Source organism: Micromonospora sp. WMMA1923 (assembly GCF_049179195.1).
GTDB lineage: Bacteria > Actinomycetota > Actinomycetes > Mycobacteriales > Micromonosporaceae > Micromonospora > Micromonospora yangpuensis.
In genome coordinates this window covers 1,919,215-1,938,103 of sequence record NZ_JBMHLZ010000001.1, presented here as the reverse complement: position 1 = coordinate 1,938,103, position 18,889 = coordinate 1,919,215, and the positions used below count along the sequence as shown (strand labels likewise).

Genomic DNA, 18,889 nt, shown 5'->3' with positions numbered 1-18,889 from the left:
GTCACGTCACGTCACGTCACGTCACGGTACGAAGACCTCGTTGAGGTCGCCGTACAGGCGCTGCTCGGTGAACCTGCCCTGCGCGTCGACGGTCGCCACGACCGCACCGGGATTGTCCAGCACCTTGCCGTTCTTCAGGACGTACGTGATCCGGATCTCGTAGAACGCGGTGCGGGCGCCGTCGGCGTCACCCGTCTCGAAGAAGGTCACCACCCGGTGCGTGATCCTGTCGCAGTGGTCCAGGACGTACTTGATGGACGCTTCGGCGGCCGCCCTGCCGTGGACGGGTTCGGCGTTGGCGAAGGTGAGCTTGACGTCCTCGGTCATGAGTTCGCAGGCAGCGGGCAGGTTACCGCCGTCGATCAGCGCGTAGTACTCCTCGACCAGTCGGCGGGCAGGCGTCGTTACGGTCATCCGACATCTCCTTCGAAGGGAACGGCTCATCAGGGACGGACCGAGCCTCGCCGACGGCGCCACGATGAACAGTGACCATGGTCACGAAGCGGTGCCACGCAGACGCTCCGGCGACGCTGTCGCGGGTCGGTGGACCGGCGACAAGCAGCAGAAACGTCCGTATCGTCGATCATGGTCCGCGCCAGGTCTGGTGCGGGTTCCGCGCTGCGCCACCGGTCCTGCTTCGCCCAAGCGGGGCCGCCCGGCTCCACCCCGACGGAGGAGGACTCTTGTCCCAGGACATCGCCGCCGCCCCACCGACGACGGTATCCACCGCGCCGGGCCGCCGGCCCTCCCCGTCTCCTGGGGCGACCCACCCGGTTGACCGCCTCTCCCCCGCCGCCCGGAGGGCCTGGGAATCCACGCTGTTCGCCGCCCTGTCCCCACAGGTGACGGCAAGCCTGCTGGAACGGGCCGTGGAGGTCTCACTCACGCCCCGTGAGATGTTCCACCCCGGAGCGCTGCACGCCGAGACGCCACTGTGCGCCGTCGTCGTCGACGGCCTGCTCCGCTTCTACCTCACCTCCCGGGACGGACGAGCCATGACGCTGCGCTACGCCGGCCACGGCCAGCTCATCGGCGTACGGCGGTTGGCCATGGGTCTGGTCCCCACCGCGCGTTCGCCACTGTGGGACGCGGCGGTCAACGGCGAGGCGGTGCAGGCCAGCCGGATCCTGACCCTCCCGGCGGCCGTGGTGGCCGCGGCCGCCCGGCAGGACGCGGCCCTGTCCGGGGCGCTGGCCCGGGAGGTCGCCGTCCAGTCCATGCGTGACCGGGAGCTGATCGCGGCGAACGTGTTCCGCCCGATCCGGGAGCGGGTGGCCCGCCATTTGATCAGCCTGGCGATCCGGGAGGGCCCGGACCTGATCGTCCACGCGAGTCACCAGGAGATCGCGGACGCGATCGGGTCCGTACGGGAGGTGGTGTCCCGCACGATGGTTCGGTTCCGCGCCGAGGGCCTCGTCGAACGTCGCCGGCGTCGCCTGGTCCTGACCGACCCGGCCCGGCTGCACGCCGCCGCGATCGACGGGAGCGACGGTCAGACGACCGTGTAACCACCGTCGACCACCAGGTTCGCCCCGGTGATGAAGCCGGCCTCGTCGGAGGCCAGGAAGAGGGCCGCCTGGGCGACGTCCTCCGGCTCACCGAGACGCTTGATGACCTGGCGCTCGATGAAGGAGTCCAGCACCCCCGGCACATCGGCCATGGCGCTGGTGGCCGGCGACATGATCAGGCCAGGGCTGACGGCGTTGACCCGGATGCCGTGCGGCCCACCCTCGTTGGCCAACTCCCGGGTCATGCCGATGACCCCGTGCTTGGTCGCCGCGTGGGCGAAACCGCCGGGGGCGGAGCGGATCGCACTGATGCCCTGCATCGACGCGACGTTCACGACGGCACCGCCACCCCGGGCGACGAGGTGGGGCCAGGCCAGCGAGGTCACGTGGAAGACGACGTCCAGCTCGTTGCGGAGGGTGAACCGCCAGTCGTCGACCGACATCTGCGCGACAGCCGCGAACCGCGGCGCGGAGGCGTTGTTGTAGAGGATGTCGACACCGCCGTGCTCGGCCACCACCGCCGACACCCAGTCGCCGACCGCGTCCCGGTCGGCGAGGTCGAGTGGATGCGTCGACGTCATGACGCCACCGGCGGCCCGCACCATCTCGACGGTCTCCTGCGCTCCCTCGGTCTTGAGGTCACAGCCGGCGACTGTGGCGCCCTCCCGGGCGAACAGCAGAGCCGCCGCCCGGCCCTGACCGCCACCGGTCCCCGTGATCATCGCTACCTTGCCTGCAAGTCTTCCCGTCATCGCTCGGACGCTAGCGCCCACACCTGCCGGCGACAGTGACTTCGGTCCGTCCCGATCGACGTCGATGAACAGCGCGGGCCCGGTCGCCCGCGGTGGGGCGTCCCCGGGCCCGCGGCCGACGACCGGACGGGCGGTCACGTCACCTTCACGAACCGACACGGGCCGGCGCGTCGGGCCGCGGCGCGTCGGCCTGCTCCCCGGCCGCGGCCGGTGGGAGGCGCAGCGCCGGCCAGCTGCGGTACGACCAGGCCCGCAGCAGCCACTCGAACGGCCCGCAGCGGTACCGGGACAGCCAGAACGTGGCGAACACGGTGAGGGCCAGCCAGGCACCGACCGAGACCAGGGCGGCGGAGAAGGTCGACAGCTGACCGAAGAGCCCGAGGCCCCAGCCGCAGAAGATCGCCGGGGAGCCCGACGACCACGCCGAGGACCAGGAGCCGACGCCACAACCGGGCGTGCTCCTGCGGCCGGGTCAGGACGCGGCGACGGCCAGCGACCAGACCGAGCAGGAACATCGACAGCGCCAGCGCCCACTGGAGAACGCCGAGCGTGATCAGGACGTCCGGCAGGGCCGCCAGGCGGGCGGCGGCACCCTCGGCGAACGATCCCCGCAGCGCGGTGTCCATGGTCGCCGGGTCCGGGACGAAACCGGACGCCGCCGGCGGCTGCGGCGCGGTGGTGATCCAGACCGCCACCGCGGCGAGCAGCACGACCCCGGCACCGCACGGCGGGTGCCCATGGGAACCAGCGCCGGCGACCAACCGACCAGTACCACAGTGCTCACCCGCGGGTTCCGAACCGCGCCGGGCACCCTCGGCAGCAATCAGGAGGATCAATGGTAGCTCTGGAAGGAAACTCATGATCCGCAGATCACCGGTGTACCGGCTCGTGGCGCTCGGCACCGTGGCACTGTTGGCGGGCACGGGCTGTGGTGCCACCGTCGAACCGGAGGCCTCGACCGCCGAACCGGTCACCGTGACCAACTGCGGCAAGCAGGTCACCTACGACAGGGTGCCCGAGCGGGCGGTGGTCTACGACATCGGGATGACCGAGATGATGTTCTCGCTCGGCCTCGCGCCACACATGCGCGGCTGGGTCATCAACAAGATCTACGGCGGCATCGACGACTCGCCGTACCGGGCCGACTTCGCCAAGGTCGAACGGCTCGGCGACAGCCGGATCAACCTGGAGATCGTGCTCAACGCCAAGGCCGACTGGGTGTTCGCGGGGCACAACCACGGTTTCGTGGAGTCCCGGGGGATCACCCCGGCCATCCTGGCCAAGAACGGCATCGCCAGTTACCTCCTCACCGAGACGTGTGCCAAGGCGGACGAGAACCCCACCGCCGTCGTCCCACCGGTCGAGGCCCTCTACACCGACCTGCGCAACCTCGGCCGGATCTTCCGGGTCTCCGACCGGGCGGAGGAGATCGTCGCCGACACGCAACGGCGGTTCGACGCCGCGGGGGCGGGAAAGCCGGCCACCCCGGCGCGCGTGCTGGTGACCGACGTCTACGAGGACAAGCCGTACGTGGCGGGCCGGGCGAGCATCTCGACGACGATCGTGGAGAAGGCCGGCGGTCGCAGCGTCACCAGCGACGTGCAGAACACCTGGGCAAGCGTCGGTTGGGAGACCGTGGTCGCCGCCGACCCCGAGGTCATCGTGGTCACCGACTACGAGATCCCCTTCGCGCAGAAGAAGGCCCTGCTGATGAACGCGCCCCAGATGAAGAACGTGACGGCCGTACGGAAGGGACAGATCTACCCGATCGACTTCGCCGCGGCGATGGCCGGCCCCCGGGTCGGGACAGCGGCCGAGGAGCTGGCCACGTACCTGCGCTCGATCGGCAGGTAGCCCCGCCAGGCCGGTCCCGGATCCGCCCGACGGGCCCGGGACCGGGGCACCGCCCTACCCGAGGGGCCCCGCGGGTGCGTCGAAGAGCAGCTGCGGCGTGCCCGTCCTGGGGTGGGTGACCACCACGGCGTCCACGTCGAACACCGCCCGTACCAGTTCGGGGGTCAGCACCTCCGCGGGCGGACCGACGGTGACCAGGCGTCCCTCGCGCAGCAGCGCGATCCGGTCGCAGGCGGCGGCGGCCAGGTTCAGGTCGTGCAGCGCCACCAACGTGGTGAGCCCGGCCCGACGCAGCAGGCCGAGCAGGGCCAGCTGGTGATGGATGTCGAGGTGGTTGGTCGGCTCGTCCAGCACCAGGACCTGTGGTTGCTGGACCAGGGCGCGGGCGATGAGCACCCGCTGACGCTCACCGCCGGAGAGCGTCAGCACACTGCGGTGCGCCAGGTGCGCGACGTCGAGCATGGCCAGCGCCTGATGGCACAACTCCTGGTCGGCGCCGGTCAGGCGTTCGTGGTCGCGGCGGTGCGGTGCCCGCCCCATCGCCACCACCTCGGCGACACTGAAGTCGAGCGCCACCTGCTGCTCCTGCGTCATGGCGGCCAACCGCCGGGCGCAGGCACGTCGGTCCATTATGGCGATGTCCTCGCCGTCGAGCAGGATCCGCCCGGCGGTGGGCGCGAGCGCGCGGTACACACACCGCAGGGTGGTCGACTTGCCGCTGCCGTTCGGGCCGAGCAGACCCACGACCTCCTCGTGGCCGACCTTCAGTTCCAGGGCGTCGACGAGCCGCTGGCCGTCGACGGCCACCGTGAGGCTGTCCAGCAGCAGGTCCATCTACCGTCCTCCGAACAGGTAGCCACGGCGGCGCATCAGCGCGATGAACACCGGTACACCGATCAGTGAGGTGACCACCCCGATCGGCAGTTCCAGCGGTGCGACGACCACCCGGCAGAGCAGGTCCACCCAGACGAGGAAGCAGCCGCCGACGAGCGGCGCGACGGCCAGCACCCGGCGGTGGCTGGAGCCGACGAGCATCCGCACGATGTGCGGCATGATCAGGCCGACGAAGCCGATCGCCCCGCTGGCCGCCACCAGGACGCCGGTGATCCCGGCGGTGAGCAGGAACAGCCTCCGGCGGAACCGGGTGGCGTCGACGCCGAGACTCGCCGAGGTCTCGTCGCCCATCGACAGCACGTCCAGGGACCGGCTGCCACGCCAGAGCAGCACCAGACCGGCGGTGACCACCGCCGTGGCCACCGGCAGCGTCGTCCAGTTGGCGGTACCCAGGCCGCCCAGGGTCCAGAACAGGATCGTCCGGGCGGCGTCCCCGCGCGGGGAGAGGAACACCAGCAGGCTCGTGACGGCCTGGAAGGCGTAGGCCATGGCGACGCCGGTCAGCACCAGCCGCAGCGGCGTGAGGCCGGCGGAGCTGCGGGCGGCCAGGAAGACCAGGGTCGAGGCGACGAGGGCACCGGCGAACGCGGCCACCGACAGGGCGTAGATCCCCAGAGCGGCGAACAACCCGAAGACGGCCACCAGACAGGCACCCACCGAGGCTCCGGAGGAGATGCCCAGGACGTACGGGTCGGCCAACGGGTTGCGGACCATCGCCTGCGAGGCGGTCCCGACCACGCTCAGACCGGCGCCGACCACCACCGCCAGCAGGACCCGGGGGGTGCGGACCTGCCACACGATCGAGTACGCCGTCACCTCGTCGCTGCCGATCGAGGCACCGGTGACGGCGGCGTGCAGGTAGCGGACCGTGTCGTCCAGCGGCACCGTCGTCGGCCCCAGCGCGATCCCGACCACGACCGAGGCGACCAGGAGCAGGGCCAGCGCCACGAGCACCGGGGCGAGGGCCCGGCCCGCCGGGGTGGACGCGGACCCCCTGGCCGTCCGCACCGGCCCGACGCCGTCAGTACCGGTGGTGCGACCGGGGCCGGCCCTCTGCTCGGCTGTCATCGACGGACCTCTCGCTCAACGGACCGGAAGTTGACCCCGATCGGAGACCGGTGCTGCGGGATTGGTCGCGCCCTCGGCACGACTGGTTCCCACCGGGACCGAAATCGCAGACCGGCGCAACTATCGACAGGTTCCGACCGGACGGCACGACGACGACCGTGAGATCTGTGAGACGCTGCCCCGTATGCGGGCTCGGTCCATCGACAGCACCGACCGTCCCACCAGGAGGATGCCCGGCACCGACCCCGCCGCCTGCGTGGCCCGACGCGAGCTGGTCTGATGGTCGCGCCCACATCGCCGCGGGCCGGTACCCGCAACCGCCGCCGGCCGCACGGCAGACCCGGTCACCCCTGCACCGGGGCGCAACTCACCGTGCTGGTGGGCGGCTTCCTGGTCAACGTCGGAAGCTTCGCGCTCTACCCGTACCTGGCCGTCCTGCTGCGGGACCGGATGGGCGTCGGGATGGAACAGGTAGGCCTCATCCTGGGCCTGGGGACGATGGTCCAGTACGGCAGCGCCACGGTCACCGCCGCCCTGGCCGAACGGCTCGGCCTGCGGCGTTCCCTGATCGGGGCCCTACTGCTGTACAGCCTCGGCGGGACGGCCTTCCTCGCCGGCGGCCACCGGGTCGGGTTCACCGTCGCGGGCATCCTGCTGATCTCCGCGGCGGGATCGCTCTACTCACCGGCGTACCGCAGCTACCTGCTCTGCGGCGCCGACGCCGGGCAGCGTCCGCGCCTGGTCTCGGCGGGCAACGCGGCCGGCAGCCTCGGTATCGCGGTCGGCCCGGTGGTGGGTGCCCTGTTCGTGCACAACTCGGGCGGCACCTTCGCCGTGGTCACCGCGCTCTACCTGGTCGTGGCGGTCAGCCACCTCTTCCTCCGCCGGGAGCCCGTGGGCGAACAGACGCCCGCCGTCGAGCCGTTCCGGCGGATGCTGCACGGCATGGCCGTGCTGCCCTTCGCCCTCACCGCGCTGACGTTCTATCTCAACATGCACTTCTACCAGTACCTGGCCGTGTACGCGGAGGGCCGGATGGCGGCGGCGTTCTACGGCGCGGTGATGATGGGTTACGCCCTCATCCAGGTCGCCGTGCAGCCGCTGCTCGCCAACCGGGTCGGCCGGGCCCGCTACCCCGTCGTCCTGGCGGTCGGCTTCGCCGGTTACACCGTCGGCATGGTCGCACTCGCCGACGGCCATCCCGTCACCATCGCCGCCGGGGTTGCCGTGATCAGCCTCAGCAGCGCCCTGTTGTTCCTCAGGAACGACCTGGCGGCACTGGCGGAGTCGAAACGGTCCGCCACGGTGACGTTCGGACAGCAGCGGCTCGCCATCGGGGTGGGTGCGTCGCTCAGCGGGCTCGTCGGCGGCGCCGTCTACGGCAGGTTCGAGGAGGCGAACAGACCGTCCGGTTTCTGGTTGGTCGTCGCCGTCCAGTGTGTGTTGTTGCCGCTGTTGCTGCTCGGAGCCGCCCGGTGGCGCCGACGGGCTAGCGCGACCGGTCCGTCGCCGGCTTCTGGTAGACCGTGACGTGGTTGCCGGCGCCGGTGTACGGCTCACCGCGCCAGCCACCCCAGCGGTCCCGGCGGACCAGTCCGGCCATCCGGGCCATGAGATCGAGTTCGGTGGGCCAGGCGTAGCGCATGGCGACCGGCGCGAGCCGGATCCCCTCATTGGTCAGCAGCACGTGCTGCCCGTCGAAGCGCTGGTCGACCGGGTCGTGCCGGACCGCGACGAGCCGCACGGAGTCCCGGTCCACCCGGTGGGTGTGCACGCTCTGGTTGGTGGGTTGGTAACGGCCCATGTCCGGCACGAAGCACTCCAGCACGAACCGGCCGCCGGGCAGCAACCGTTGCGCGACGTTGGCGAAGCAGCGCACCTGCTCCTCCTGGGTCAGCAGGAAGAAGAACGTGGTGTAGACGACGAAGACCATGGCGTACCGCTCGTCGGTGCCCGGGTCGACGTCGGCCATGTCGCCGATGGTCACCGGGATGTCCTCCCCGCCGGGTTTGGTCCGCATCCGTGCCACCATCGCCTCGGAGATCTCGATGCCGTGCAGGTCGATGCCCCGGGCGGCCAGCGGAATGGTCACCCGACCGGTGCCCACGGCCAGTTCGAGGACCGGTCCGGCGGGCTCCTGCCGCGCCAACGCGGCCAGGCAGGCGACGGCATCGGTCGGATCGAGGTCGGTGCGCCACTGGTCGTAGACGTCGGCGTTGAGGTCGCCGTAGGTTTCCGGACCGTACTTCTCCATGGGTCGGTTCCTCCGAGTGCTCGACGATGGGTCTGCGGACGGAGTCCGGCACCGGTGGTCAACGGGGCCGGCGCTCGGGTCAGGACGGGGACCGGATGGCACGACTCGCTTTCAGCCCGTGGGGACCACTCCCAGGCCGGGGCCCTCCCCCAGCACGATCCGGCCGTCGGCGAGGCCGAGCCCCCGGAACGGGGGATCCAGGAGGTAGAGATGACCGTCGAGGTCGACGTGGTCCGCCAGCGGCGCGAGCTGGGCGGCCTGGCTGATGCCGAGTTCCGACTCGCACAGACAGCTGACCATGACCCCGAGGCCGGCGCGCCGGGCGGCCTCCATCGCCCGCCGGCTGCCCCGGATTCCACCGGCCTTGCTCAGTTTGACGACCATGCCATCGGCGTACGACGCCGCCGCGACGACGCTGGCCGCGTCGGTGCAGCCCTCGTCGAGGTAGACCGGCAGCCGGCCCGGCACCTCCCGGTAGCGGTGGAAGTCGTCGATCGCGGTGGTGGGAAATGGCTGCTCGATCAGGTGGATGTCGAGCCGGCGCAGGTGGGGCGTGAGATCACGGGCGGTCGCGAGGTCCCAGGACTCGTTGGCGTCGACACGTACCGGCAGGTCGGTGACCTTCCGGATGGCCACCAGGACCGCGAGATCCTCGGCGCTGCCGACCTTCACCTTGAGGGCACCCACCGGGGGCGCGTTGCGCACGGCGTGTACCGCCTCCTCGGGACTGGCGATGCTGATGGTGTACACCGTCGGCCCGAACCCCCGAGGCATCCCGAGCAACTTCCAGGTGGGTTGGCCGGCGGCCTTACCGATCCAGTCGTGCACCGCGCCGTCGAGCGCCATCCGGGCCGCGGCCGGCGCGTCCCAGGCCTCGATCCGGTCGAGGACGGCCTCCGGATCGCCGAGGTCGCGACCCAGGACCTGCGCGCCCTGCGCGCCGAGCGTCTCGATGACCTCGTCCAGGGACACTCCGCCGTACGCCGTCGGTTGCCCTTCGCCGTGGGCGACGATGCCGCCGTGGGCGATGGTGACGATGCAGGTGTCGACGGCGGCGAGCACGCCGCGGGCGCTTCGCACCGGTTCGATGAACCGCAAGGGTTCCCGGCGTACGGACAGCTGGACGTCACCGGACGGCGGGCGCATCGGCAGGCCTCTCTGGTTCGGGTCGGCTCCGTCAGGGCCCGAGTGGGTCGGTTCGGGCCACTGGTTCACGGGTCGCTGCGGCGGTGGGTACCGTCTGCGGCACGCGTGTCGACGTGCAGGGCACCGGCCGCGGCCACCGCCCGGTGGGTGGCGATCTCCGCGGTGGGCCCCTCGGCGAGCAGGATGCCGGCGTGTCCGCGGGCGTCGGTGAGGTGCGCGATGTGCGCGCCGATCGCCTTGGTCGGATACCAGGTGGGGTTGCCCGGGTAGCGGGAGAGTTCGTCGAGACCCTGCACGGCGGCCAACACCCCGGCCCGGTCCGGATAGGCCAGGACGAACGCCACGGCCGGTCCACGCGCCGGAAGCGGATGGTCGAGCAGCCGGGGCCGGCGGCCGAGCGCGAGGTCGACGAGTCCGGAGTAGACGTTGAACCCCAGCGCGCGACACATCGACTCACCGACAAGCGCCCCGCCGATGCGGGGGTTCACCTCGATCACCTGCGGTCCGTCGACGGTCATGGCCAGCTCGATGTGCGCGAACCGGTCGGTGTACCCGAGGGCGGCCAGCACCGTGCCGAGCCACTGTCCGATCTTTCGGAAGTCGTCGTCGGGCAGCGCCACGGGGAAGGCCGTCACGTCCTCCCGGAACCAGGGCCGCGGCGACATGAGCCGGCTCGACAGCCCCAGCAGGTGGGTGTGCCCCTGCCAGGTCAGGGTCTCGGCGCTGTAGACCGGACCGGGCAGGAAGGGCTCGGCGAACAACCGCCCGAACAGGGGTGCCCGACCGGCACCGTGACGCAGCCGGTGGAGATCCTCGGCGTCACGCACCAGCCACACGTTCTGGCTGCCGGTGCCCGAGGTGTCCTTCACCACGGCGGGCAGCCCGACGGCCGCAGCCAGCCGGGACAGGCTCAGGTTGTCGACGTCGTCCACCGCGTACGACGCGAACCGACTCAACCCGGCGCGGTACAGCACGTCGCGGACGTGGGCCTTGTCGCGTACCCGCCGGATGACGGTGGGATCGATGCCGGGCAGTCCGAACTCGACGGCGAGCTCGGCTCCGGTCACCCCCCAGGTGTCGGTCGAACTGATGACACCCCGAAGATCGCCGATGGCACGGAGTTGCTCGACCACCGCGCCCCGGTCGTGGGTGTCGACCGGCACGACGTCGATCGCCCCGGGTGGCAGCGCGGCGAGCTCGTGCAGGTACAGCTGCTCGACACCGGTCAGCAACACCAGCCGTTCACCCGCCTCGTCGGCGGCGCGGGCGAGGTGGGCGAGACCGAACGAGAGCATCTCGACGCAGGCGAGGGTCACACTTACATTGTCGAGCGTCGAACCATGCTGGTTCCCGTCGTGAACGACGAATCTCCGGTTGTCCGGTCATCCCCGCGACCACGGTGGATACGGTTGTCGCCGCCACCGCATCGTGGACCATGGCATGGTCAGGTCGCCGAGGGATCCGATCTCCCGTGGTGCCAGCCCGGCCGGGTCCAACGCCTCCCGGTGCCGGGCGAAGACCCGGTCGACGTAGCGGTGTCCGGTGTCGGCACCGATCACCAGGTGGGTCCGGGTGGGGTGCCGGGCAGCCCGCCACCGGGCGGCCAAATAGGCGGCCCCGGTGGAGAGACCGGCGAAGACGGCATGATCGCGCATCAGGGCGACGGCACCCGCCATGGCGTGCCGGAAATCGAGCCAGTGCACCTCGTCGTAGAGTTCGTGGCGCACGTTGTCGAAGGGTATCGAGCTACCGATACCCGCGATGATGGCATCCGGGTCGTCGAACTCCGCGCTGCCGAAGGTGACGCTGCCGAACGGCTGCAGTCCGACCAGTTCGACCCGGTCGTCCCGACGACGAAGGTAACGCACGAGTCCTCCGGTGGAGGCCCCCGAGCCGACCCCACCGACGAGCGTCAGCGACCCCACCCCCAGTTCGGCGGCGACCAGGTCGGCGAACTCCTCGTATCCCAGGTAGTGGATGTCGTCATGGTACTGCCGCATCCAGTACACGTCGGGACGCCTGGCCAGCAGCCGGCGAACCCGGCGTACCCGGGCCTCCTGGTCCAGTCGCAGCGAGGACGACGGGGGCATCTGCTCCACGGTCGCGCCGAGAATCTCCAACTGGGCGCGTACCGCGACGTCCACCGTCGTGGAGGCGATGATGTGGCAGCGCATCCCGTACCGGTGGCAGGCCATCGCCAGCGAGGTGGCGTAGATGCCGCTGGAGCTGTCCACCAGGGTCTGGCCCCGGCGTACCACGCCACGGTCGATCAGCGTACGGACCGCGACCAGCGCCGAGTAGATCTTCAGCGTCTCGAACCGGGCGAGAACGATGTTCTCGCCGAGGCGTACCAGGTGCGGGGTCTTGACCGCCTCCGCGATGTGCTCACTGATAGCCATAACCACCCCAGGCGAACGAACACTGGTGGCCGAGCCCGCGGAAGAAGGCGGACACCTCGTCCATCCGCTGCCGGGCGAGCCGACGAGCGAACAGGTAACCGATCACCGCGCCGGTGTGGGCGACGAAGATCCCGTCGGCGCCCAGTCGCTCCCGGTTGGCCAGCACCACGTCGTACGTCGCCTTGGGCAGCACCTGCTGCGACAGGGCGGCGCTGGCGGTGGCCGCGTGGGCCACACCGGCGCTGTCGCCGGCGCGAAACCCCTCCAGCAACTCGTTCAGGCAGTCCCGGTAGGAGGCACCGTTGGCCCGGTAGTGCCGCAACAGCAGGGGCGTCACGGCGGCGGTGTCGACCGTTGCCGGCTCGACCACGTAACAGGTGTGGAACCCGACCGCGGTGCCGAAGCCGCGCACCACGGTGTGCCGGTCGCTGAGATAGAGGGCGAACTCGTCGAGGAAGACGCTGTCCGCCCGCTCGATCCGGGCGAGGATCTCGGTCACCGCGAGCACGTCGTACGGCAGTTTGAAGATCTGGAACAGGCACCGCAACGTGGCGACGATGTCGGCGGTCGAGCTGGCCATGCCGACCCCGACGTCCAGCTCCGTGTGGCTGCTCCAGCGCCCGGCCGGCAGCTCGAGACCGTAGCGGTCCACGAAGAGGCGAACCGCCCGGGCCGCCTTGGACAGGGCCGGCAGCGCGTCGGCGGCACTCCCGGGCTCGAAGTGTGCCCAGGTGTAGCGGTCGACCGGAAAGGACACGATGCCGATGCTCTCCACCCCACGGTACGAGACGGGCCCCTGGAAGAGTTCTCCCAGCGTGCCGTGGCACACTCCGGACACGCAGGTGGGGGCCGGCACGAGCGGATACTCTGGTCTGTCCTGGTGGGTGACGAGCATGTCAGCCCGCCCGGGTGCCGCGGACGACGAGTCGGGTGGCGTGGCAGTCGTACGGCTGGCCAGCGAAGCCGCCGAAACACCGCACGTCGACGAAGCCGGCCGCCTCGACGAGCCGACGCAGCTCGGCGCCGCTGTAGAGGCACTGCGTCAGGCTCACCTGACGCACGACGCCGGCGCGCACCAGCGTCCACTCGGTCCGGTACCGGGTCCAGCCGTCGAGAACCGTGTCGTGCATGAAGACCCGGCCGTCTTCGACATCGACGACCTTCGGCTGACCGGCCCACCTCGCGTAGCATTCCTTGCCCAGCAGGTCCACCACCAGCACGCCGCCGGGGCGCAGTGAGTCGTGCGCGTTGCGCAGCACCCGCAGGTTCTGCTCGTCGGTGTCGAAGTAGCCGAAGGACGTGTACAGGTTGAGCACCACGTCGAACCGTGCCGGCCGCACGTAGTCACGCATGTCGGCCCGCACCAGTTCGGCCTCGACTCCGGCGTCGTCGCAGGCCCGCCTGGCACGGGCCAGCATGGCCGGACTCAGGTCCACCCCGGTGACGTGGTGGCCCTGTCGGGCGATGGGCACGGTGAAGGTACCGGTACCGCAGCACTGGTCCAGGACGTGGGTGCCCGGCGCGAACCGCAGTAACGGTGAGGTGGCGACGGCTTCCGCCGCACGGGCTGCTCGTTCCGGGGTGAACAGCACTTCGGCGAAGCCGCTCCACAGCTCGTCGTCCTCGTACCAGTTCATGCCCAGTTCCCCTCCGGCAACAGTGACAGCGAGCGGACCGGCGGGCGCTCCCTTGACGGGTGCGACGTCGGTAGCGGTGACACTGTCCATAGTCGTGCCGGAGAGTTCTACGGTTCCCGGATACGCGCAACTTCACGACGAACATCGCGCATACCGGTCAATGCATCTGATTGTTCTACACGAATTGTCGGTCCGTGCCGCGGTGGGTCTACCCGGCAGGGGACCCCCGACCCGCGACGAGGGCCGACCCGGGTCGGACGGAGGATCCCGTCCGACCCGGGTGGCGCGCCAGGCGCACTCAGGACTGTTGCCGCCGCAGCCCCATCAGCTGGAGAACGGCGAAGAGACCGACGACCAGGGCCTGGAGGACGATCCAGACCCGGGCGATGACCGAGGGGTCACCCAGCCCCAGGCCGGTCGCCGCCGCCACCAGGCTCTCCACCACCCAGATGACGTTCACCGCGACGACGAGACCGACGGCACCCCGGGAGACGGCCGGCCGGGTGCCGACCAGCCACACCAGAACACCGAAGATCAGGAGGAAGACTCCCACACCGCGCAGTCTGGTGGCGGAGATGTCGAACAGGTCGCTCAGCACCGGAGCGGCGACCAGATAGGCCAGGCCGTTGACGGCGGTGACGACGGCGTCGAGCTTGAGCGCGAGCCGCAGGAATTTTCCGGCATTGGCCCCGGTGCGAGTGCCGCGGTTCGCCGCGGTAGCTGAATTCGTCATACCTCGAGAATGCCTCCCGCCCGGCCGACTGTCGATTACCTCGGAGATAAGATTCCGGCGGAATCCCGCGATTGAAAATCACCTTCGAGAACGACATTCCGGAAAACTCCGAACGTCGGCCGACACGACATGGTATTGCCCCACGACCGCCGATCTCAGCGGCCGATGCCCACCAACTCCCGGCTACCCCGCAACATCCGCGCGGTCTCCTCGTCGGCCGGATAGAACGACTCGATGGACAGTTCCGACACGGTCACGTCGAGGGGCGTGCCGAAGGTGGCGACGGTGGTGAAGAGATTCAGCACCCCCTCCGGTCGGCGGACCCGCAGGGCGACCACGATGTCACTGGCCGGCGGCAGCTCGTGCTCCGGCCGAGGGTCCCGGCAGGGGTAGCCGCGCAGCTCGTCCTCCAACTCGGCCAGGGCCGGGTCGCCGCTGAACTCCGCCTGCCGGCGCAGCCGGTGCAGCAGGTGCGCGCGCCACTCGCCGAGGTTGACGATGTGCGGGGCGAGCCCGTCCGGATGCAGACTCGCGCGCAGGACGTTGGCCGGCGGCGCGAGCAGGGACGGGTCGACCAGGTCGGTCAGGACCGCGAGGCTCTGGTTGGCGTCCACCAGATTCCACGACCGGTCGATGACCACCGCCGGATACGGTTCGTGCCCGCGCAGCACCTGACGCACCGCCGAGCGCACGGCGGCCAACTCCGGTGCCTCCAGGGTGCTCTCCGGATAGACGGGGGCGTATCCCGCCGCGAGCAGGAGTCGATTCCGGTCACGCAGCATCAGATCGAGATGATCCGCGAGTTGGAGGACCATTTCCCGACTGGGGACAGAACGGCCCGTTTCGAGGAAACTCAGGTGCCGGGTGGAGATGTCGGCACGGATGGACAGCTCCAGCTGACTGAGGCGGCGCCGCCGACGCCAGTCCCGTAGCAGCTCACCTACGCCGGGCTTGCTCACGGTGATGGTCATCCTCCGATGATGCGACACCCTCTGTGCGCTGTCCATTACCTCAGAGGTAGAGGTTTCGCGGGACCCGCCGCCTCCGCCACCCGGTACAGGTAGGTCACCGCCACCCGCAGCACAGGATCAGCGACTCCCTCCACCTGCACGGACGCCTCGAAGACCGCCTCCACGTAGCCACGCGGCCGGACCCGCGCGGAGGGCAGGTCGAACCGGGCGCGCACCCGGGACCCCACCGGCACCGGCGCGACGATCCGGATACGGTCGACGCCCTTGTTCAGCGTGTGGTCGACCCCGGCCACCTCGATGACCTCGTCGAGCATCGCCGGCACCAGCGAGATCACCAGGAACCCGTGCGCCACCGGCCGCCCGAAGGGCCCGGTGGCGGCTCGCTCCGGGTCGACGTGGAGCCACTGCCGGTCGCCGGTGAGGGCGGCGAAGCGGTCCACCGCGTCCTGGTCGACGGTGCGCCAACGGCTGACGCCGAGTTCGGTGCCGACCAGGGCGGTCAGGTCCGCCGGGTGACCGAGCCGGCGCATCAGCCGACCGCCCCCGCCGCCGCCCCCGATGCCACCGGGGTCGGGACGACCGGGACCGACGCCCGGGCCACGCGGACCCCGCCGGCACCCATCGCGTGCACCCCACCGTCGACGTGGAGCACCTCGCCGGTGACCGCCGGCAGCCAGTCCGACCACAGGACACAGACCGCCCGCCCGACCGGGGTGGCGTCGGTGGTGTCCCACTCCAGCGGGGACCTGTCCCGCCAGGTCTGCTGGAGCACCTCGAACGACTCGATGGCGGTCGCCGCGATGGTCCGCAGCGGGCCGGCGGCGACCAGGTTGACCCGGGTCCCCTGCGGTCCCAGGGTGTGCGCCAGGTAGCGGCAGCAGCTCTCCAGACCGGCCTTCGCCACGCCCATCCAGTCGTAACCGGGCCAGACCTGCCGGGCGTCGAAGTCCAGGCCCACCACCGATCCGCCGCCGGCGGCGGCCAGCAACGGGGCACAGGCCCGGGTCAACGCCGCGAACGAGTACGTGGAGACCTCCACCGCCCGGGCCACGTCCGGCCAGGGGGTGTCGAGGAAACCGCCGTCGAGCGCCGAGGCCGGGGCGAAGGCCACCGCGTGCAGCAGACCGTCCAGTCGCCCCCAGCGTCGCTCCAGCTCGACGGCGACCGCGCTGATGTGCTCCGGCACCGTGACGTCCAGTTCGAGGACGTCGCAGGGCTGTGGCAGCCGCTCCGCGACGCGTCGGGTGATCCGCAGGGCCCGGCCGAAGCCGGTCAACACGACCTCCGCGCCCTGTTCCTGCGCGAGCCGGGCGGCGGCGAACGCGATCGACCGTTCGTTCAGTACCCCGGTGACCAGAATCCGCTTTCCGGCCAGCAGCATGACGACCTCCTCGTCGCTGACGTCGGCGAGCCACGCCGTGGCGACGATTCTTCGCCGCGCCGCTGACAATCCGGTGACACCGCACTGATCAATCGGCCGAGCCGGTATTACCTGGTACGTAATCGACGCCACCCACCGCCGCGTGACATGTTTCGACCCGGCCGGTCACTTCCGACGGTCATGACCATGCTGGGAAACGGAGTTGGTGAATCATGTCTGACCTGGCCAAGACCGCCGAGCGGTACCTGGAGATCTGGAACGAGGCGGACCCGCAGGTGCGTCTGGAGAAGATCCGGGAGGTGTGGACGGAGAACGCCACCTACATCGACCCGATGGCGAGCGTGAGTGGGCACGACGGCATCAACGCACTGATCGGTGCCGCCCGTGACCAGTTCCCCGGGATGGTGTTCAGCCTCCTGGACACGGTGGACGCCCACCACGACGTGGCGCGTTTCCGCTGGGGCCTGGCGCCCGAGGGGGCGAGCGAGCCGCTGGCGATCGGCTTCGACGTGGCGAAGGCCGGTCCCGACGGGCGCCTCGAGGCGGTCTACGGGTTCCTGGACAAGCTGCCCGGCTGACCCGCCCGACGGGGCGCGTCCCCGTCCATCCCCCGGCCGCCGCCACGCCGCGGCGGCCACCGACAGATCTGGCCAAGGTCCTCCTTGCGTGGACTTTGGCCAGATCTGGCCGTACGGTTCCCGACCGGTTCCTCCCGCAGTTGAAAGCGAGCTTCGTGCTGCTGTCACCCCGCTGTCGTGCGCCGCCCCGGGCCGAGCTCCCCACGGTCGTCGGAACCGTCCGGCACCGGATGGTGCGCCGAGGTCGGTCGCCTCCGTACGGCGGGCACTTCCGACGATGGAGAAAGCCGTGCCCAAGAACAGCACACCCGTGCACCGACCGGCCGCCGACACCGGCTCCATCGGCACCCGGCTCGACCGGATGCCGATCGTCAGCTCGCACCGTACGATGACGATGCTCATCGGGGTCGGGCTTTTCTTCGACTACTTCGACAGCAATCTCTCCGGCACCGTCTCGAAGGTTCTGCAACTGGAGTTCGGCGTCGGCGGCACATCGCTGAAGCTCTTTCTCGCCTCCGGTTTCATCGGCCAGTTCTTCGGGTCGATCCTGCTCGGTCGACTCTCCGATCTGGTCGGCCGCCGCCGGGCTTTCATGATCAATCTCCTGCTCTACTCCAGCTTCACCCTGCTGGGTGCCTTCTCCCCCAACGCCACCTGGCTGATCGTCACCCGGTTCCTCGCCGGTGTCGGCATCGGCGCGGAGCAGACCCTCGCCGACTGCTACCTCGCCGAGATGCTGCCGGCCAAACGCCGGGGACGCTTCATCGCCTGGGCGTACAGTCTCGCCTTCTGCGGGGTGCCCGCGGTGGGCTTCGCCGCGCTCTGGCTCGCACCCCGCACGATCCTCGGGCTCGCCGGCTGGCGCTGGGTGTTCATCCTCGGCGCGCTCGGCACGGCACTGATCTGGGTGTTGCGCCGCCGACTGGTCGAGTCCCCCCGCTGGCTGGCCGAACAGGGTCGCGTCGCCGAGGCCGACGCCATCGTCCGCCGGATGGAGGCCGAGGCCGGGCTGCCGACCACGACGGCACCGGTGTCCGACGTGCCGGTCCGCCGGTCGCCCACCCCGGGCTACCGGGTGCTGTTCAGCGCACCGTACCGGCGGCGGACCATCATGCTCTGGACGTTCTGCCTGCTGTCGGTCACGGCGTACTACGGTTTCGGCACCCTCGCCCCGCAGGTGCTCGCGGTCAAGGGGTTCGACGTGGTGCAGGGCCTGGGCTACACCGCGCTGTCCTTCCTCGGCTACCCGGTCGGCTCGCTGCTGGCCGTGCCCGTGCTGGACCGCTTCGAGCGGCGGACGGTGATCTGCGTGTCGGCGGCGCTGATGGCCGCCAGCGGTATCGGTTTCGGACTGGCCACGAACGTGACCATGGTCGTGGTCTTCGGTTTCGGTTACACGTTGCTGAGCAACGTCTTCTCCACCGCCTCACACGTCTATCTGGCCGAGCAGTACCCCACCGGCTTCCGCACCACGGCCGCCGGCGCGGCGTACTCGCTCTCCCGGCTCAGTGCCGCCCTGCTCCCCTTCGTCCTGCTGCCGGTGCTGACCGGGGCCGGCGCGGGCTGGCTCTTCACCGTGATCGCCGGCTGCGTGGCCGTCATGATCGCCACCGTGCTGGCGCTCGGCGGCCGGACGACCGGGACCTCGGTCGACCTGCCCGCACCCCCTGCGCAACAACCCACTCCGGCCGGGCGTCACTGATCGGGACCGCGC

The 18,889-nt window shown here is 70.5% G+C and carries 20 protein-coding genes; 5 read left to right on the top strand and 15 right to left on the bottom strand.

Annotated features, from left to right (window positions below):
* Positions 1-21: 21 nt before the first annotated feature.
* The gene (locus tag ACN28G_RS08825) at positions 22-414 is read right to left on the bottom strand and encodes a nuclear transport factor 2 family protein (protein WP_175440516.1); all 393 of its coding nucleotides are present in this window, start codon (positions 412-414) and stop codon (positions 22-24) included.
* Between the two features lie 269 nt (positions 415-683).
* Between ACN28G_RS08825 and ACN28G_RS08820 the strand changes: the two genes are divergently transcribed.
* Positions 684-1,508, top strand: a complete 825-nt coding sequence (locus ACN28G_RS08820; protein ID WP_139135645.1) for a Crp/Fnr family transcriptional regulator — start codon at positions 684-686, stop codon at positions 1,506-1,508.
* On the opposite strand, the gene ACN28G_RS08815 is transcribed toward ACN28G_RS08820, so the two are convergent.
* Together ACN28G_RS08815 and ACN28G_RS08810 are read right to left on the bottom strand one after the other, a co-directional pair.
* Entirely contained in the window at positions 1,493-2,230 is a 738-nt protein-coding gene (locus ACN28G_RS08815; RefSeq protein ID WP_229688490.1) for an SDR family NAD(P)-dependent oxidoreductase, read from the bottom strand. The two genes, ACN28G_RS08820 and ACN28G_RS08815, sit on opposite strands and share 16 nt — an antisense overlap.
* A gap of 175 nt (positions 2,231-2,405) precedes the next feature.
* On the bottom strand, positions 2,406-2,660 hold the full coding sequence (locus tag ACN28G_RS08810) for a DUF418 domain-containing protein (protein ID WP_091437095.1): 255 nt from the start codon (positions 2,658-2,660) through the stop codon (positions 2,406-2,408).
* Positions 2,661-3,118: 458 nt separating this feature from the next.
* Here ACN28G_RS08810 and ACN28G_RS08805 point away from each other — a divergent pair, with 458 nt between their 5' ends.
* The gene (locus ACN28G_RS08805; RefSeq protein WP_091437087.1) at positions 3,119-4,114 is read left to right on the top strand and encodes an ABC transporter substrate-binding protein; all 996 of its coding nucleotides are present in this window, start codon (positions 3,119-3,121) and stop codon (positions 4,112-4,114) included.
* A 54-nt stretch (positions 4,115-4,168) separates the two neighbouring features.
* Here ACN28G_RS08805 and ACN28G_RS08800 read toward each other — a convergent pair whose 3' ends face one another.
* Together ACN28G_RS08800 and ACN28G_RS08795 are read right to left on the bottom strand one after the other, a co-directional pair.
* Positions 4,169-4,948: an ABC transporter ATP-binding protein gene (locus ACN28G_RS08800; RefSeq protein WP_421478867.1), complete on the bottom strand. Its 780-nt coding sequence runs from the start codon at positions 4,946-4,948 to the stop codon at positions 4,169-4,171.
* Entirely contained in the window at positions 4,949-6,076 is a 1,128-nt protein-coding gene (locus tag ACN28G_RS08795; RefSeq protein ID WP_421478866.1) for a FecCD family ABC transporter permease, read from the bottom strand.
* Between the two features lie 279 nt (positions 6,077-6,355).
* On the opposite strand from ACN28G_RS08795, the gene ACN28G_RS08790 reads away from it, so the two are divergent.
* The gene (locus ACN28G_RS08790) at positions 6,356-7,606 is read left to right on the top strand and encodes an MFS transporter (protein WP_421478865.1); all 1,251 of its coding nucleotides are present in this window, start codon (positions 6,356-6,358) and stop codon (positions 7,604-7,606) included.
* On the opposite strand, the gene ACN28G_RS08785 is transcribed toward ACN28G_RS08790, so the two are convergent.
* From ACN28G_RS08785 to fabI, 10 genes are all read right to left on the bottom strand, one after another.
* A complete protein-coding gene (locus ACN28G_RS08785) occupies positions 7,566-8,330 on the bottom strand; it encodes a class I SAM-dependent DNA methyltransferase (protein ID WP_091437075.1) in 765 nt (254 codons plus the stop codon). The two genes, ACN28G_RS08790 and ACN28G_RS08785, sit on opposite strands and share 41 nt — an antisense overlap.
* Positions 8,331-8,441: 111 nt before the next feature.
* Positions 8,442-9,476 (bottom strand): enolase C-terminal domain-like protein, encoded by a 1,035-nt coding sequence (locus ACN28G_RS08780; protein ID WP_421478864.1) that lies wholly within the window; start codon positions 9,474-9,476, stop codon positions 8,442-8,444.
* Positions 9,477-9,541: 65 nt separating this feature from the next.
* Positions 9,542-10,792 (bottom strand): ATP-grasp domain-containing protein, encoded by a 1,251-nt coding sequence (locus ACN28G_RS08775; protein ID WP_091437070.1) that lies wholly within the window; start codon positions 10,790-10,792, stop codon positions 9,542-9,544.
* Positions 10,793-10,858: 66 nt separating this feature from the next.
* The gene (locus tag ACN28G_RS08770; protein WP_421478863.1) at positions 10,859-11,875 is read right to left on the bottom strand and encodes a pyridoxal-phosphate dependent enzyme; all 1,017 of its coding nucleotides are present in this window, start codon (positions 11,873-11,875) and stop codon (positions 10,859-10,861) included.
* Positions 11,862-12,632: a hypothetical protein gene (locus ACN28G_RS08765; protein ID WP_421478862.1), complete on the bottom strand. Its 771-nt coding sequence runs from the start codon at positions 12,630-12,632 to the stop codon at positions 11,862-11,864. The genes ACN28G_RS08770 and ACN28G_RS08765 overlap by 14 nt, the downstream gene beginning before the upstream one ends.
* A gap of 139 nt (positions 12,633-12,771) precedes the next feature.
* Positions 12,772-13,512 carry a class I SAM-dependent methyltransferase gene (locus ACN28G_RS08760; RefSeq protein ID WP_091437063.1) on the bottom strand — a complete coding sequence of 247 codons (741 nt, stop codon included), beginning with the start codon at positions 13,510-13,512 and terminating at the stop codon, positions 12,772-12,774.
* Between the two features lie 298 nt (positions 13,513-13,810).
* Positions 13,811-14,245: a hypothetical protein gene (locus ACN28G_RS08755; protein ID WP_091437059.1), complete on the bottom strand. Its 435-nt coding sequence runs from the start codon at positions 14,243-14,245 to the stop codon at positions 13,811-13,813.
* 155 nt (positions 14,246-14,400) lie between these two features.
* Positions 14,401-15,252 (bottom strand): helix-turn-helix transcriptional regulator, encoded by an 852-nt coding sequence (locus ACN28G_RS08750; protein WP_091437057.1) that lies wholly within the window; start codon positions 15,250-15,252, stop codon positions 14,401-14,403.
* Positions 15,252-15,746, bottom strand: a complete 495-nt coding sequence (locus ACN28G_RS08745) for a MaoC family dehydratase (RefSeq protein WP_421478861.1) — start codon at positions 15,744-15,746, stop codon at positions 15,252-15,254. Before ACN28G_RS08745 ends, ACN28G_RS08750 begins: the two co-directional genes overlap by 1 nt.
* Positions 15,746-16,597, bottom strand: a complete 852-nt coding sequence (fabI, locus tag ACN28G_RS08740) for an enoyl-ACP reductase FabI (protein WP_091446353.1) — start codon at positions 16,595-16,597, stop codon at positions 15,746-15,748. The genes ACN28G_RS08745 and fabI overlap by 1 nt, the downstream gene beginning before the upstream one ends.
* A gap of 212 nt (positions 16,598-16,809) precedes the next feature.
* Between fabI and ACN28G_RS08735 the strand changes: the two genes are divergently transcribed.
* Both ACN28G_RS08735 and ACN28G_RS08730 read left to right on the top strand, forming a co-directional pair.
* Positions 16,810-17,175, top strand: a complete 366-nt coding sequence (locus ACN28G_RS08735) for a nuclear transport factor 2 family protein (protein WP_091437053.1) — start codon at positions 16,810-16,812, stop codon at positions 17,173-17,175.
* A gap of 289 nt (positions 17,176-17,464) precedes the next feature.
* Complete coding sequence (locus ACN28G_RS08730) at positions 17,465-18,877, top strand: MFS transporter (protein WP_229688487.1); 1,413 nt, start codon at positions 17,465-17,467, stop codon at positions 18,875-18,877.
* Positions 18,878-18,889 lie beyond the last annotated feature (12 nt).

Bases quoted from the DNA above. Each gene is read 5' to 3' on its own strand.
- fabI (WP_091446353.1), bottom strand. From the start codon at position 16,597: ATGCTGCTGGCCGGAAAGCGGATTCTGGTCACCGGGGTACTGAACGAA.
- ACN28G_RS08745 (WP_421478861.1), bottom strand. From the start codon at position 15,746: ATGCGCCGGCTCGGTCACCCGGCGGACCTGACCGCCCTGGTCGGCACC.
- ACN28G_RS08755 (WP_091437059.1), bottom strand. From the start codon at position 14,245: ATGACGAATTCAGCTACCGCGGCGAACCGCGGCACTCGCACCGGGGCC.
- ACN28G_RS08770 (WP_421478863.1), bottom strand. From the start codon at position 11,875: ATGGCTATCAGTGAGCACATCGCGGAGGCGGTCAAGACCCCGCACCTG.
- ACN28G_RS08800 (WP_421478867.1), bottom strand. From the start codon at position 4,948: ATGGACCTGCTGCTGGACAGCCTCACGGTGGCCGTCGACGGCCAGCGG.
- ACN28G_RS08760 (WP_091437063.1), bottom strand. From the start codon at position 13,512: ATGAACTGGTACGAGGACGACGAGCTGTGGAGCGGCTTCGCCGAAGTG.
- ACN28G_RS08825 (WP_175440516.1), bottom strand. From the start codon at position 414: ATGACCGTAACGACGCCTGCCCGCCGACTGGTCGAGGAGTACTACGCG.
- ACN28G_RS08780 (WP_421478864.1), bottom strand. From the start codon at position 9,476: ATGCGCCCGCCGTCCGGTGACGTCCAGCTGTCCGTACGCCGGGAACCC.
- ACN28G_RS08815 (WP_229688490.1), bottom strand. From the start codon at position 2,230: ATGATCACGGGGACCGGTGGCGGTCAGGGCCGGGCGGCGGCTCTGCTG.
- ACN28G_RS08735 (WP_091437053.1), top strand. From the start codon at position 16,810: ATGTCTGACCTGGCCAAGACCGCCGAGCGGTACCTGGAGATCTGGAAC.
- ACN28G_RS08785 (WP_091437075.1), bottom strand. From the start codon at position 8,330: ATGGAGAAGTACGGTCCGGAAACCTACGGCGACCTCAACGCCGACGTC.
- ACN28G_RS08790 (WP_421478865.1), top strand. From the start codon at position 6,356: ATGGTCGCGCCCACATCGCCGCGGGCCGGTACCCGCAACCGCCGCCGG.
- ACN28G_RS08750 (WP_091437057.1), bottom strand. From the start codon at position 15,252: ATGGACAGCGCACAGAGGGTGTCGCATCATCGGAGGATGACCATCACC.
- ACN28G_RS08805 (WP_091437087.1), top strand. From the start codon at position 3,119: ATGATCCGCAGATCACCGGTGTACCGGCTCGTGGCGCTCGGCACCGTG.
- ACN28G_RS08795 (WP_421478866.1), bottom strand. From the start codon at position 6,076: ATGACAGCCGAGCAGAGGGCCGGCCCCGGTCGCACCACCGGTACTGAC.